Annotated in this window: 10 protein-coding genes and 1 tRNA gene; 6 read left to right on the top strand and 5 right to left on the bottom strand. The window is 43.2% G+C overall.

Going from position 1 to position 14,144, the window contains the following annotated elements; genetic code table 11:
- Positions 1 to 37: 37 nt before the first annotated feature.
- Positions 38 to 2,740, bottom strand: a complete 2,703-nt coding sequence (gene adhE, locus R7P69_RS12550; protein WP_054574806.1) for a bifunctional acetaldehyde-CoA/alcohol dehydrogenase — start codon at positions 2,738 to 2,740, stop codon at positions 38 to 40.
- 650 nt (positions 2,741 to 3,390) lie between these two features.
- On the opposite strand from adhE, the gene R7P69_RS12555 reads away from it, so the two are divergent.
- Both R7P69_RS12555 and R7P69_RS12560 read left to right on the top strand, forming a co-directional pair.
- Positions 3,391 to 4,029: a YchE family NAAT transporter gene (locus tag R7P69_RS12555; protein ID WP_005380729.1), complete on the top strand. Its 639-nt coding sequence runs from the start codon at positions 3,391 to 3,393 to the stop codon at positions 4,027 to 4,029.
- 35 nt (positions 4,030 to 4,064) lie between these two features.
- Complete coding sequence (locus tag R7P69_RS12560; protein WP_005380728.1) at positions 4,065 to 4,928, top strand: ion transporter; 864 nt, start codon at positions 4,065 to 4,067, stop codon at positions 4,926 to 4,928.
- A gap of 57 nt (positions 4,929 to 4,985) precedes the next feature.
- Here R7P69_RS12560 and asd read toward each other — a convergent pair whose 3' ends face one another.
- Positions 4,986 to 6,101, bottom strand: a complete 1,116-nt coding sequence (gene asd / locus R7P69_RS12565; protein ID WP_005380727.1) for an aspartate-semialdehyde dehydrogenase — start codon at positions 6,099 to 6,101, stop codon at positions 4,986 to 4,988.
- A 432-nt stretch (positions 6,102 to 6,533) separates the two neighbouring features.
- Here asd and nhaC point away from each other — a divergent pair, with 432 nt between their 5' ends.
- On the top strand, positions 6,534 to 7,967 hold the full coding sequence (gene nhaC, locus R7P69_RS12570; protein WP_005380726.1) for a Na+/H+ antiporter NhaC: 1,434 nt from the start codon (positions 6,534 to 6,536) through the stop codon (positions 7,965 to 7,967).
- A 90-nt stretch (positions 7,968 to 8,057) separates the two neighbouring features.
- On the opposite strand, the gene R7P69_RS12575 is transcribed toward nhaC, so the two are convergent.
- From R7P69_RS12575 to yejK, 3 genes are all read right to left on the bottom strand, one after another.
- Complete coding sequence (locus R7P69_RS12575; protein ID WP_238952065.1) at positions 8,058 to 9,221, bottom strand: chemotaxis protein; 1,164 nt, start codon at positions 9,219 to 9,221, stop codon at positions 8,058 to 8,060.
- Between the two features lie 104 nt (positions 9,222 to 9,325).
- On the bottom strand, positions 9,326 to 10,654 hold the full coding sequence (locus R7P69_RS12580) for an Hpt domain-containing protein (RefSeq protein WP_318121603.1): 1,329 nt from the start codon (positions 10,652 to 10,654) through the stop codon (positions 9,326 to 9,328).
- An 81-nt stretch (positions 10,655 to 10,735) separates the two neighbouring features.
- Positions 10,736 to 11,734 (bottom strand): nucleoid-associated protein YejK, encoded by a 999-nt coding sequence (gene yejK, locus R7P69_RS12585; protein WP_005380723.1) that lies wholly within the window; start codon positions 11,732 to 11,734, stop codon positions 10,736 to 10,738.
- 85 nt (positions 11,735 to 11,819) lie between these two features.
- On the opposite strand from yejK, the gene R7P69_RS12590 reads away from it, so the two are divergent.
- The 3 genes from R7P69_RS12590 (at position 11,820) to R7P69_RS12600 (ending at position 14,123) form a co-directional block, all read left to right on the top strand.
- Positions 11,820 to 12,047, top strand: a complete 228-nt coding sequence (locus R7P69_RS12590; RefSeq protein WP_005380722.1) for a YejL family protein — start codon at positions 11,820 to 11,822, stop codon at positions 12,045 to 12,047.
- Between the two features lie 22 nt (positions 12,048 to 12,069).
- The gene (locus R7P69_RS12595) at positions 12,070 to 13,878 is read left to right on the top strand and encodes a DUF3413 domain-containing protein (protein ID WP_005380721.1); all 1,809 of its coding nucleotides are present in this window, start codon (positions 12,070 to 12,072) and stop codon (positions 13,876 to 13,878) included.
- 154 nt (positions 13,879 to 14,032) lie between these two features.
- Positions 14,033 to 14,123: transfer RNA gene (locus R7P69_RS12600), tRNA-Ser, on the top strand.
- Positions 14,124 to 14,144: the final 21 nt, after the last annotated feature.

The raw sequence follows: 14,144 nt of genomic DNA on the forward strand, positions 1-14,144 counted from the left end.
TCGTGCTAGCGAAAACCTTGCTCACTCGATTTTTTAATTACGCGTCAGCTTTTTCTTTCTTTGCTTTAGGTGCTGCTTTTGCTGCTTCTTGGTCTGCTTTCTTCTTTATAACAGTTGTACCTTCGAAAGTTTCGCCTTCAACAAATGCTTTACCGTAGTAAGAAGCCATCAACACATCTTTAAGTTCGCTGATTAGAGGGTAACGTGGGTTCGCACCAGTACATTGGTCATCGAACGCTTCTACCGCTAGCTCATCCAGTTTCGCTACGAAATCTGATTCAGCAACACCTGCCGCTTGGATAGACATTGGGATGTCTAGGTTAACTTTTAGTTCATCCAACCATGCTAGTAGACGTTCAATCTTCTGAGCAGTACGGTCACCTTCTTGGCTTAGGCCTAGGTGGTCAGCAACTTCAGCGTAACGACGACGTGCTTGTGGACGGTCGTATTGAGAGAACGCAGTTTGTTTAGTTGGATTGTCGTTCGCGTTGTAACGTACCACGTTAGAGATAAGTAGTGCGTTAGCTAGGCCGTGTGGCAAGTGGAACTCAGCACCCAGTTTGTGAGCCATTGAGTGACAAACACCTAGGAATGCGTTCGCAAATGCAACACCAGCGATAGTAGCTGCGTTGTGTACTTTCTCACGAGCGATTGGGTCATTTGCACCGTTCGCATAGCTTGATGGTAGGTACTCTTTTAGCATCTTAAGTGCTTGAAGAGCTTGGCCATCTGAGTATTCGTTAGCAAGAACAGAAACGTAAGCTTCTAGAGCGTGAGTTACTGCATCGTAACCACCAAATGCTGTTAGAGACTTAGGCATGTTCATTACTAGGTTCGCATCAACGATTGCCATGTTTGGCGTGATTTCGTAGTCAGCTAGTGGGTATTTAGCACCAGTCTTGTCGTCAGTAACAACCGCGAATGGAGTAACTTCTGAACCAGTACCTGAAGTTGTAGTGATACATACAAGCTCAGCTTTTTTACCCATTTTAGGGAACTTGTAGATACGTTTACGGATGTCCATAAAGCGCATTGCTAGTTCTTCAAAGTGAGTTTCTGGGTGCTCGTACATTACCCACATGATTTTCGCTGCATCCATTGGTGAACCACCGCCTAGCGCTAGGATAACGTCAGGTTGGTAGCTAGCCATTTGAGCAGCACCTTTTTCTACTACAGACAGTGTTGGGTCAGCTTCAACATCGAAGAATGTTTGAACTTCCATGCCTTGAGCTTTTAGTAGGCTTACTACGTCATCTGCGTAACCGTTGTTGAATAGGAAACGGTCAGTTACTAGGAATGCACGTTTCTTACCTTCTAGGTCGCCAAGCGCGATTGGAAGGCTACCACGACGGAAGTAAATTGACTTAGGTAGTTTATGCCACAACATGTTTTCAGCTCGCTTCGCTACAGTTTTCTTGTTGATTAGGTGTTTAGGACCTACGTTCTCAGAGATAGAGTTACCACCCCAAGAACCACAACCTAGCGTTAGAGATGGCGCAACGTTGAAGTTGTACAAGTCACCGATACCACCGTGAGTAGTCGGGATGTTGATTAGGATACGAGCTGTCTTCATCTTGTCACCGAAGTAACGGATACGATCAGCGTTAGTATCTTGGTTAGTGTAAAGACCAGATGTGTGGCCGATACCACCAATCTCAACCATAGTTACCGCTTGAGCAACCGCGTCTTCGAAGTTGTCAGCACGGAATAGGCCTAGAGTTGGAGATAGTTTCTCGTGAGCGAATGCGTCATCGTGAGATACTTTACCCAGACCTTCACCAACAAGAACTTTAGTGTCTGCTGGAACTTTAACGCCTGCCATTTCAGCGATTGCTGCTGCTGGCTGACCTACGATTTTCGCGTTTAGCGCGCCATCGATAAGAAGAACTTTACGAACTTTATCAGCTTCTGCTTTGCTTAGGACATACGCTTTGTGAGAAGCAAAACGCTCTTTCACTTCGTCGTATACTTCGTCAACTACGATTGCAGCCTGCTCAGAAGCACATACTACACCGTTGTCGAAAGTCTTAGACATAAGGATAGAAGCAACAGCACGTTTGATGTCTGCTGTTTCATCGATAACAACAGGAACGTTACCTGCACCTACACCGATTGCTGGCTTACCAGAAGAGTAAGCGGCTTTAACCATGCCTGGACCACCAGTTGCAAGGATAAGAGCGATGTCATCGTGTTTCATTAGAGCGTTTGAAAGCTCAACAGAAGGCTGGTCGATCCAACCGATGATGTCTTTTGGTGCGCCTGCTGCTACTGCTGCATCTAGAACGAGTTTAGCTGCATCGTTAGTTGAGTTTTTCGCACGTGGGTGTGGTGAGAAGATGATACCGTTACGAGTCTTCAAAGAGATTAGAGATTTGAAGATCGCTGTAGAAGTTGGGTTAGTCGTTGGTACGATACCGCAGATGATGCCTACAGGCTCAGCGATAGTCATAGTACCTAGGTTGTCATCCTCTTCTAAGATGCCACACGTTTGTTCGTCTTTGTATTTGTTGTAGATAAACTCAGAAGCAAAGTGGTTCTTGATTACTTTATCTTCAACAATACCCATACCAGATTCTTCTACCGCTTGTTGAGCTAGCGGGATACGGGCCTGGTTAGCTGCTAGAGAAGCTGCACGAAAGATTCTATCTACTTGCTCTTGAGAGTAAGTAGCGAACTCTTCTTGCGCTTTCTTAACGCGAGCAACCATTGCATCTAGTTCAGCCATATTAGTTACAGGCATAGGGAATCTCCTAAAATTAACAAATATTAAAAACTTTTTACTAAGGCTATTACTTATCGTTTTTACTGTTTATCAGTCACTTAGAAAACAAACGTCTTAGTAAATTGCTTTCAGGACTGAGTATAATATTTCAGAGTGTGAAAAAAATTGACTTGGATCAGTTCTCACCACCTAAATACTACCAAAGTGGTGCTTCATCACACCAAAATGACATAAATCACTGATAAACAAATAAATTAACTTTCATTTTTTATTGAGTAAAAAAGAAGCAAATGGACAAATAAATAAAAGAAACTACAACAACCTGTAAAAAAGTTTCATTTTTGACCAACAAAATTACATGTAGGCCCAATTCTTTGTGCTACTGAGAGTATATCGAACCGAATACATCTCTCTACAAACCACCTTGGTTTTTATCAAAAATGTGCGAATGTTAACGTTTATGTAAAACAGTGCAATTTATCAGCAACTTTATAGGTAACATTTCCTTTCCAGATTAGATACAGTTTATTAAAGAATTAGTTTTTCTCACTTAAATGGCAGGGAATGCGTTAGTTTTTTTCATTTCTTACAACCTAACTTTTGCCTTACATTACGCCCAAATTACCCCTTCTCCTTTTCACTAATGTGAACTTTGATGAGTAAGCAACATGCAAACTTTTGAACTTGCTATCTTCTTGCAGTTTTTTCTCGGTTTGGTCGCCGCAGTAAACCCTGTTGGTATCATGCCTGTGTTTGTGTCACTAACCGGGCATATGACACCCGACGAAAAGCGCAATACGGCAACAACAGCAAATGTGGCTGTTGCGATCATCCTGATCATTTCGCTTTTTGCTGGTCAGTTACTGTTAGACATGTTCAGTATTTCTCTGGATTCGTTTCGTGTCGCTGGCGGGTTGCTATTACTTAGCATCGCATTCTCGATGATGAGCGGTAAACTGGGGGAAGATAAGCAGAACAAACAAGAGAAAACGGAATACGTCAGTCGTGAACAGATTGGTGTGGTCCCTCTTGCAATGCCTTTAATGGCAGGGCCTGGTGCAATCAGTTCGACTATTGTTTATGGTGCACGCTACCCAAGCATGTTCGATACCGTGGGCATTAGTATTACGATTGGTTTGTTCTGCCTTTGTTCATGGCTATTGTTCCGCTCTGCCCCATTGATCGTACGATTTTTAGGTCAAACTGGAATCAACGTCATTACTCGTATCATGGGTTTGATATTGGGCGCGCTTGGCATAGAGTTCATTGCGAATGGCTTACGCAACTTATTTCCAGGATTAGCCTGAGTTTCTATAAAATTGTATGATAGAGCGATTCAACAATGGATCGCTTTGTCATGACGACTGACTCTCTTAAACATACTCTATATGTCACCATTTTTGGTACTCATACCAAAGCTGGTAAAACGTTCGATATTGCTCTCATTATCGCGATCATCAGCTCGTTAATCGTACTGGTGTTAGATTCGATACCCTCCGTTCGGGCCGAGTGGGAAAAAGAGCTGAAGTTTATTGAATACACATTTACTGGCCTATTCACGATTGAATACCTTCTAAGGCTTTATTGCTCTCCTAAACCTGCCGCCTACGCAAAGAGTTTTTATGGTGTCGTCGATTTACTTGCGATTTTGCCCACTTATTTAGCACTCTTCTTCCCATCCGCTTCGTTTATGGGTGTGATCAGGGCGCTGCGAGTGATGCGAATATTCCGCATACTCAAGTTAGTCCGATACCTCCAAGAGTCCAATATCCTCTTACGTTCACTGCTTATGGCGCGCAGAAAGATTTTTATCTTCTTTAGTTCCGTCGCCATTATGGTAACGATTTTCGGCTCGTTGATTTTTATCATTGAAGGACCTGAAAACGGATTTACTAGCATTCCTAAGAGTATTTATTGGGCGATCGTGACCATCACAACGGTTGGGTATGGTGACTTGGTCCCTCAAACAGACCTAGGTAAAGGGCTTGCATCACTCACCATGTTACTGGGTTATTCCATTTTGGCGGTACCTACAGGTATTTTCACTGCCGAACTGCACCAAGAGATGCAATCGCACAAAGTATTGGTGAAATGCCCAAACTGCTCCCACGCAGGGCACGACTCTGACGCAATTTACTGTAAACATTGTGGTAGTGAACTGGCCGATCCAGACAAAAGAGTCGTTCGAACGGAAGACGACGCATGAAAAAAGAGCTCCCTAAGGAGCTCTTTTATTTTGTCATCAAATAAAGGATTGATGTGATTATGCTTTCTCAGACAGAATAATTCGCAGAGTACGACGCAATGGCTCCGCAGCACCCCAAAGCAGTTGGTCACCAACAGTGAAAGCATTTAGGAAATCATCACCCATTGCCATCTTACGTAAACGACCCACTGGTACAGACATTGTGCCCGTAACTTTTGCCGGTGTTAGCTCTTGAGCAGTGATGTCACGGTCGTTAGGAATCACTTTCACCCAATCGTTATGAGTGGCGATGATTTCTTCGATTTCGTCCATTGGTACATTTTGTTTAAGCTTGATAGTAAGTGCTTGAGAGTGACAACGCATCGCGCCAATACGCACACAAGTACCGTCAATTGGAACAGGTGAACTTTGAGAACCCAAAATTTTATTCGCCTCAGCGCCCGCTTTCCACTCTTCTTTACTCTGACCATTATCGCGCTTCACATCGATCCATGGGATCAACGAACCAGCTAGTGGCACACCGAACTTATCGGTAGGGAAAGAGCCGCTGCGCATTGTATCCGCGACTTTCTTATCGATATCTAGGATAGAGCTTGATGGGTTTGCAAGTTCAGAGCTAACAGAGTCATTGATAACGCCCATTTGCGAGATCAATTCACGCATATTTTGCGCACCAGCACCAGATGCGGCTTGGTAAGTCATTGCGCTTGTCCACTCAACAAGGCCTTTCTCAAATAGACCACCTAGCCCCATTAGCATTAAACTAACCGTACAGTTACCACCGACAAATGTGTTCGTGCCACCGTGGATGCCTTGTTGGATTTGCTTTAAGTTCACTGGATCAAGTGTGATGATCGAATCTTCAGCCATACGTAGCGTAGAGGCCGCGTCAATCCAGTAGCCTTTCCAACCAGCCTGACGAAGTGCAGGGAAAACTTTTTCTGTATAGCTACCACCTTGACAGGTGATTACCGCATCAAGCTGTTTTAAGCTTTCAATATCATACGCGTCTTGCAGTAAGCCTGCGTCTTTTCCTAAGTTAGGAGCAGGAATACCAACTTGAGAAGTACTGTAGAATACTGGTTCGATTAGGTCGAAGTCTTTCTCTTCAACCATACGCTGCATAAGGACTGAACCAACCATACCGCGCCAACCAACTAAACCAACTCTCATCGTATTAACTCTCCATGTATTAAAAAAACCTACCCCATAGTTAATTTTTCACAGCAAAATCTCAACCCCTATTTTGTAAATAAGCGCGTTTTTTAACCTTTTCCTCTGAAAAACCGGGTTACACGAGATCTTTTAGTGTTTGGTTTGCGGTTTTAACCATTTTTCAAGTAGGGAAAGCACTTTAGCCCCCTAATTGGTCTTACCACTCAATGAGAAAATAACACATGAAGCACAATAATTTCACATTACACAACATTTAAAACCAAAAAAGTTAAAACAAACTAACAGTTAATTTCACAAGCAAACGTTTTTACCGACGAACATCAAGATAAAACACCAAATGTTCGAAATATAATTTTTGTTAATGTATGTTATGCGCGATTACAACAAGGAGCGCCTTCCTCTATTGCTCCAAGATTGACAGAGGCACATATGAAGCAAGTTACACCACGCCTACCAAGCTTGATACAGGTATTTATCTCGCTCGGTTTATTTCTCCTGCTGGCATTTTCGTTCACAGCCAAGCTAGACCTACCGATTCAGCTAGCGCTATACATCGGTTGGTTCATTGTCATGATATTGGGCATAAAGCTTGGCCATCAGTATAAAGATCTGGAAAAAGCAGCACTAAATGGCATTTCCAATGGACTTGGAGCCGTTTTAATCCTTTTGGCCGTTGGCGCGCTTGTAGGTACTTGGATCTCTGGTGGTATTGTTCCAACCATTATTTACTACGGCCTTAAAGCAATCCACCCTTCCATCTTTTTGCTCGCGACCATGATCATCTGTTCATTGACTGCGCTAGCGACCGGCACATCTTGGGGTGCGGCTGGCACGGCAGGTATTGCAATGATGGGTATCGGTCAAGGTCTTGGTGTTCCTGCGCCAATCACTGCAGGTGCCGTACTTTCAGGCTGTTACTTTGGTGACAAAATGTCGCCTCTATCGGATTCAGTAATCCTTGCTTCATCTATGTCTAACGTTGAAGTGATGGAACATATTAAAGGCATGTTGCCGATAGCACTCATTAGCTACATTATTACAGGCATTATGTTTACTGCATTTGGCTTCCACTACGCAGGTCAAGTTGACATGAGCCAGGTAGACTCTGTCATCAAAGCGATGGAACAGCAGTTCTACATCACCCCTTACTCATTTGTTCCTGTGATCATCGTATTGTCACTTCTAGCGATGCGTATGCCTTCATTCCCAGTGATCAGTTTTGGTTCTCTGCTAGGTATTATTTGGGCAGTGATGATCCAAGATGTCGATTTCCTAACCGCGTTCAACACGGCTTGGGCTCCGTTTGCAATCTCATCTGGCGTAGATTTCATTGACTCAATCCTTAACCGTGGCGGCATGTCTTCAATGCTTGGGTCGGTAGCGGTTATCGTATTTGGCCTTGGTTTTGGTGGTCTACTAGATAAAGTAGGCGTGCTAGAGACTATCGCGAAGCTGTTTGAAAAACGCGTTCAAAGTGCAGGTTCATTGGCAACAAGCACAATTGGTACGGCCTTTATGGGCAACGTATTTGGTTCAGCGATGTACGTTTCACTTATTCTGACCCCAAAAATCTGTGCGAAGAACTACGACCGTCTAGGCTACAAACGTAAGAATTTGTCTCGTAACGCAGAATTTGGCGGCACGCTAACCTCAGGTATGGTCCCTTGGAGTGACAACGGTATCTACATGGCCAGTATTTTGGGTGTTGCTACACTGTCTTATGCCCCGTTCATGTGGCTGAGTTTTGTATGTATCATCGTAACGATCTTCACTTCTTACATGGGTTGGTTTGTTGATAAGTGCGAACCAACAGCAGAAGCAGTTGAAGAAGCTGAAGGCGAATTAAAGCAGCAAACCGCTTAATTTCGCAGAGATAGGAAGAACCTCCCTTTCGAATTCAATACTAAAAAAGAGCGCTTTAAAGCGCTCTTTTTTTATTTCCAAAACAAATCGTTAGCTTTGTTTGACTGGCGTTTTCACGGCTGCACGCTTCCCAAACCAATAGCCCAAGCCAAGCGGTGCAAAGAATATAACGGCAATGAACAGAATAAAGTAGATGATGGTACTTTTGACAAGTTCAATCAGCTTAGTCATTGCGAGATTCACAACCTCTTGCGACACTCGATCCATATCTTGAGCAAACTTCTCGCGCTCATGGGTAATGATCTGTGCGATTTCTTGGCGCTCTCTGGCAACCATCAGCTCTATAGCTTGGCGTTCTTCACCCAACTGAGATAAACGCGCCTCCGTCCTTTGATCGATATCGTCAACCAAAGGTTGTAACTCCAGCGCCATTTGTTCTGCCAAATAACGCATGTACTCTGGGTTGTTATCGATAAAACCCCTCATCGAATCAGCGGTAACTTGCAAACTATTGAGCGCCGCATTGACTTTTTCGATACTGGCAGAGCTATTCAAGGCCAACAACTGCGCTTTCCACGTCATAATTTTTGGTGTCTGTTCTGATACCAGACTTAGACGATCAGAGACATCCCCAAGTGCTTCTGGCATCGTGCCTAGCGTTGTAACGGCTTCCTCTTCGCTAATTTGGTTTGCATCTAACCACCTACGGTAAGCCGGAGTCCTAATCATGCTTAAATCAGCGAATGGATGCTGCTTGGCGAACTCTGCAACAAACGTTTGTGTCTTGATGTATGCTTCTTTCTTCAATAAAGATTGAGCCAGTTTATCTACCTCTTTCGCTAAATAAACGGAAACTAACTTGGCCTCATCAGACGCAAAGAGCTCATTACCAGAAGCGGTAGTAAAGAACTGTTCCATTTGCAGCGTGAAAGTCCATGTATCAATCAGTGCAGCCATTGGGGACACTTGATACGCAGAAGCTTGGATGCCTTCTTCAGCATTTATCTTCCAAAGTAAAATATAAGATTGATGAACTTTATCATGAGGATCATATTGTTCGTGTAGTGCATCTGCTGCTTGCTCAACCTGAGCAAAAAACTGCTGCGCATACTCACGAGTCAAAAGACGCATATTGAGCTCTTGTTTGGTAAGAGGGACGGTTTGACTCTCGATCTTGACTTCGAGCAGGGAGCACCCTGAAAGCATCATAACCAGCCCTATCAACATCATTGAAGACATTCGGCGAACGGACATGAAAACACCTTTAACAAATTGTATAGAACAGGAATAAAGCGAACTAAGTCATATAGTTCGAGCCTTTATTACCTCAACTCTTATGACATTAAGTCAGAGCAATATCAATCTGTTAGCGCTTCTGTTATCTTTTCACTATTGAGAACATTATTAGCAAAAAGTATGGTTTGTTTTAGGACATCATCTAAACATGCCAACTTCTCTTCCGGCACTTTTTGCCCTTGTTTAATCAACAGTTCAATATCACCCGAAATACAGTGCAATGGCATTGCACCTAAACTCCCTGAGACCCCTTTAAGACTGTGTGCGGCTCTTTGCGCTTGCTCTTTATCCTCTTCTAACAGCTGATACATTTTAGTGCCATCGCCAGAGTGATCCTGAATAAAGACCTCCAGTAACATCCGCACAGCGCCCTCGTCACCAGACAGAGAATCTAACATTTTATTGATATCTATGTACGGCTCACGTTCCACTACTTCCACTTGTGATGAATTCACCTCATTACAACTTTCTTCGTTCATTTGGACGTTTTGAAAATTTTCTGACTGAGCTGAGGGAACAGCGTTAGCTCCATTTTCATCATCGCCAACTTGCTCTGACTTTTTATCATCGGTTCTGGGTAGTGGTATCGGTTGAATCGTTTTTGGGGAGAAGGCTCCCCATGAAATGAGGAAAAGGAGCAAACCACTGATTACAGACAACCAAACAATAAAAGTCATTAGCTTCTGTTCCAACTGATCATTTATCGAAGTTAACTGGTTCGGGAAATCTGGATTAAGCAGTTGATTGGATAAATAACTACCCTGTGCCTGAGCAGATAGTGCGCTTGAGGTTTGAGCAAGCTGGCGCTGAAGAGCACTTCGCTCTTCGGGAGAGAGCGTCTCTGATTCAATAAAAAGTCGGTCTAAGTCACGGTAAGTATCGCTATTCGTTGCAGAGTCACTAAAGACAGACTCAAAAACAAGCGCACCTAAGCGATAGTACATTGCCTGAATTTGCTCAGAGTTTTCTGTTCGAGCACAGCTGCTTCGTAACTGTTCTGCTAACGAAACCAATTCACTGTCACTTCTTACAAAAGCTCGAGCACTTTCTAAAAATCGGTCGGTCGTATAAAGTAATTGAGTGATGTCTGGTGTGATTTTCCCTTCAGAAAACTCACTTTCAAGCTGTAAGCGAACTGCATAAGCCAACTGAAGTTTCAGTGAAATTTGGTCGACGTGTTTAACACGGTAAGGCAGATCGAAGTTAAAAAAGTGCCTGACTTCTTCAACTTTACTTCCTAACTCATTTACAGTCGAAATCGTTTGAATCGTTTGTTTGGCTTGCAGCCAAATGCCAAGTGCTAAAACACACCACAAAACGAACCAGAACCAAACAAACCGCCGTATTCCTTCTTTTAGCTTCAGCAACACTTGCCCCTCGCATATCTCCATTAATTACAAGCATATACTATGGATGTTTCTTATTCACATAAAAAAGAGAGCCGTTTGCTCTCTTTATTTAACGATATGATTTTAATTGCGACTTAACTGATCTTTTAGATTTGGAGGCGTCCCTTTAATCGTTAAGGTATCCGTCTCTGGATCATAAAAAATACGCTCGCCAAGTAAGAGACTATCGAAGCTAATATTCAAACCACCACCAGCTCCAACAAATTTAGTCAGTTTGCGAACCGTCGCACGATCACCTGGGAAAGACTCTTCAAGTTCGTACCCTTGCTCTTTGGTGAAATCCATAAAGCTCGTGCCATCTTGGCTTTGAGGAAGCTCTCCGGAAAGTTCTGAGATTTGAACTTCATCACCGGATTTAATTTGCTCATTGCAGTAGTCGTAAACTTGTTTCTTGTACTCGTTCACTTCTTGCTTTTCTAGCTTCGAGTCAGCACAAAAATCATCCACCGCCTGCATCAACACTAAGTTTTGTTGTTTAGTATCTAAGCCAATATCCGCTTGCAGAAAATCTAGGAAGAAGTCCGCCACTTTACGGCCAACGCGTCCTTTAATGTATTGCAGATAACGATTGGATTCCTTGTCGGTCTCGTAGCTCGACAGGTCGATGCGTGCGGCAATATCCATTTTGGTGATATCTAAGTAATCTGTCGCACTGATGTCCAAACCTTCGGTCACTTTTAAACTTTGATTCATTGGTAGGATACCGATGAACAAGTAGTCCGTTGCTAAACTCTGATACTCAGCGAAAACCAAGATACCTTCATCCGCAAATGGGTACTTAATCAACTCTTCTTTCAAGCGATTTGCACTAATTTGTGAGAAGTCGTAAAAATCTCGCTCTCCTTTGCGCATTTCTTGAAGCCAAAATTGAAATTCGCTGTCTGACTGGAAAGCGCCAAAACCTTTACCAGCTTTAGAATGGAATACTCGGTGAAGCTCAGCGACTAAGTTTTCTGTAGATGCATCGTTCTCTAATGATGCTGGACGAAAGTTTACAACCAGCTCGTCCTGATCGTTTTTGCACAGTTGATGCAGAATAACGTTTGAAAGATGAAGACTCATAGTGATTTTATCTTGCTACAAGGTTTTAGTTGATGGGCATTGTAGGTTATCATAAGCCGCTTTTACTATCATTATTAGAGTCTTTATGCCGATTACATCTAAATATACTGACGAGCAAGTAGAAAAAATTCTTGCTGAAGTAGCAACAGTTCTTGAAAAACACGCTGCTTCTCCTGAGTTGACGCTAATGATTGCCGGAAATATCGCAACCAATGTCTTAAATCAACGTGTTGCTGCTTCACAACGCAAAGCGATTGCTGAAAAATTTGCTCAGGCGCTGATGTCTTCTTTAGAAACACCAAAAACACACTAATCACGGACAATAGAACACATACATGGTAGACAGCGGAAACTCATACGGCGAACGTGTATCTCGACTAGTTGGTTGGGGTCACTGGTTTGCATTCTTCAATATCGTTGCATCGATGTTGATAGGCACACGCTACATTGTTCAGTCTCCTTGGCCCGAGACGTTACTTGGTCAGTTTTATCTGGCGGTTTCTTGGGTTGGTCACTTTGGCTTTCTAGTTTTCGCACTTTACTTGCTTGTTCTATTCCCGTTGACGTTTATCCTGCCATCGCGGAAGTTGTTCCGTTTGGTGGCAGTGATTTTCGCAACCGTTGGGCAAACCATATTATTAATTGATACCCAAGCGTATCAGTCGATCAATTTGCACTTAACTCCCGTTGTCTGGGAGTTACTATTCAGCGAAGACAAAAGTGCGCTCAGCACTGACCTACAACATTTATTTGTTGTGATGCCGCTGATCTTCCTTATTCAACTCGCACTATCCGAATGGGTATGGCGAAAACAGCGCAAACTATCTCATAAGCACGTAGGACGCCCTCTCGCGGCCGTCTTTTTCCTCAGCTTTATGACCAGCCATTTGGTTTACATTTGGGCAGATGCGTATTTTTACAACCCAATTACTAGCCAGCGTTCAAACTTCCCGTTGTCTTACCCGATGACAGCGAAGAGTTTTATGGAAAAACATGGTCTACTTGACCGTGAGGAATACCTAAAACGTTTAGCAGAAAACGAAGGCAACGTAGAGTTAGTCAACTACCCTCTTGAAAAGCTTGAGTTTAACCGCCGAGTTAATAAGCTCAATGTGTTGATGATCAGCATAAACAATTTACGAGCGGATGCGCTGAACCAAGAAGAGATGCCTAACCTCTATGAGTTTGCTGAAAACAATCAGAACTTCCGTAATCATTACAGCTCAAGTAATGATACATACGGGGCCTTTGGTTTGTTCTATGGCTTACCGACCAGTTATGCATCAAGCATCAAGGCGCAAGGTGCTTCCCCAGTATTGCTCGATGTACTGAAAGATCAGGGCTACAACTTTGGTTTATTCAGTGGCAGTGGGTTTGAAGATGATCTCTACTCAGAAATTATTTTCCGCGACTTGAACTTAGCGGAAGACCTAGATGGCACGCAAGCTCATACCGATAAACAATCTATCGCAAACTGGAATACATGGTTAGCAGAGAAAGCAAGTCAGCCATGGTTTAGTTACATCGAAGTCACCACCGTTGATAATTTTGAATCGATTCCTTCAAATAATGACGAAGAAATGCCCGCAAGTGAGCGATTCAAAAAAGCTTATGAATATGCAGTGAAGTCGGCGGATAGAACTATCGCCGGTATTATTGATGAACTAGAAACGACGGGACAACTGACAAACACCATCGTAATCATCACTTCTAATCACGGTAGTGAATTTAACGAAACCAATACGAACAGCTGGGGAGCAAACAGCAACTACAGCCGTTATCAATTACAAGTTCCGATGGTGATCCATTGGCCTGGAATGCTGGCTGGCGAATTTAATCACAGCACAAGTCACTTGGACCTCTCAGTTACACTGTTGCAAGATATGCTCGGCGTATCTTCCAACCCATATGATTACAGTAGTGGTCGCAACCTATTCGATGAAAGTCGTCGTCGCTGGATCTTGGCGGGCGATACTCGCGAGCTTGCCTTAATTACTAGCTCGCAAACCACAGTGATCGATAAGTTTGGCAACTACAAGCTGTATGACAAAAACTACAAACGACTTAGAGATGATGCACCGAAGTTGCCAGTTTTGATGCAAGGTTTAACTGAGTTACAGCGTTTTTATTCTAAAAACGATTAATACCTAGCAATCCATATACTATTCAAACTCCCCTTTTTGGGGAGTTTTTGTTTATTTAAACAACACAAACCACAAATTTGCGCAGTAAACATCCAATCAGTTCAACTAGGGGTTTACAACATTTTCAAAGCCTTATATTATGCGCCTCAACAATGGAGAGATGGCTGAGTGGTTGAAAGCACCGGTCTTGAAAACCGGCATACGTTAATAGCGTATCTAGGGTTCAAATCCCTATCTCTCCGCCACTTTTAGAAAAAGCCCGCTAA

Source organism: Vibrio sp. 661, assembly GCF_033339315.1.
GTDB classification, from domain to species: domain Bacteria; phylum Pseudomonadota; class Gammaproteobacteria; order Enterobacterales; family Vibrionaceae; genus Vibrio; species Vibrio alginolyticus.

Coding starts and splice junctions, on each gene's coding strand:
- adhE (WP_054574806.1), bottom strand. CDS start 2,740: ATGCCTGTAACTAATATGGCTGAACTAGATGCAATGGTTGCTCGCGTT.
- R7P69_RS12555 (WP_005380729.1), top strand. CDS start 3,391: ATGCAAACTTTTGAACTTGCTATCTTCTTGCAGTTTTTTCTCGGTTTG.
- R7P69_RS12560 (WP_005380728.1), top strand. CDS start 4,065: ATGGATCGCTTTGTCATGACGACTGACTCTCTTAAACATACTCTATAT.
- asd (WP_005380727.1), bottom strand. CDS start 6,101: ATGAGAGTTGGTTTAGTTGGTTGGCGCGGTATGGTTGGTTCAGTCCTT.
- nhaC (WP_005380726.1), top strand. CDS start 6,534: ATGAAGCAAGTTACACCACGCCTACCAAGCTTGATACAGGTATTTATC.
- R7P69_RS12575 (WP_238952065.1), bottom strand. CDS start 9,221: ATGTCCGTTCGCCGAATGTCTTCAATGATGTTGATAGGGCTGGTTATG.
- R7P69_RS12580 (WP_318121603.1), bottom strand. CDS start 10,654: ATGGAGATATGCGAGGGGCAAGTGTTGCTGAAGCTAAAAGAAGGAATA.
- yejK (WP_005380723.1), bottom strand. CDS start 11,734: ATGAGTCTTCATCTTTCAAACGTTATTCTGCATCAACTGTGCAAAAAC.
- R7P69_RS12590 (WP_005380722.1), top strand. CDS start 11,820: ATGCCGATTACATCTAAATATACTGACGAGCAAGTAGAAAAAATTCTT.
- R7P69_RS12595 (WP_005380721.1), top strand. CDS start 12,070: ATGGTAGACAGCGGAAACTCATACGGCGAACGTGTATCTCGACTAGTT.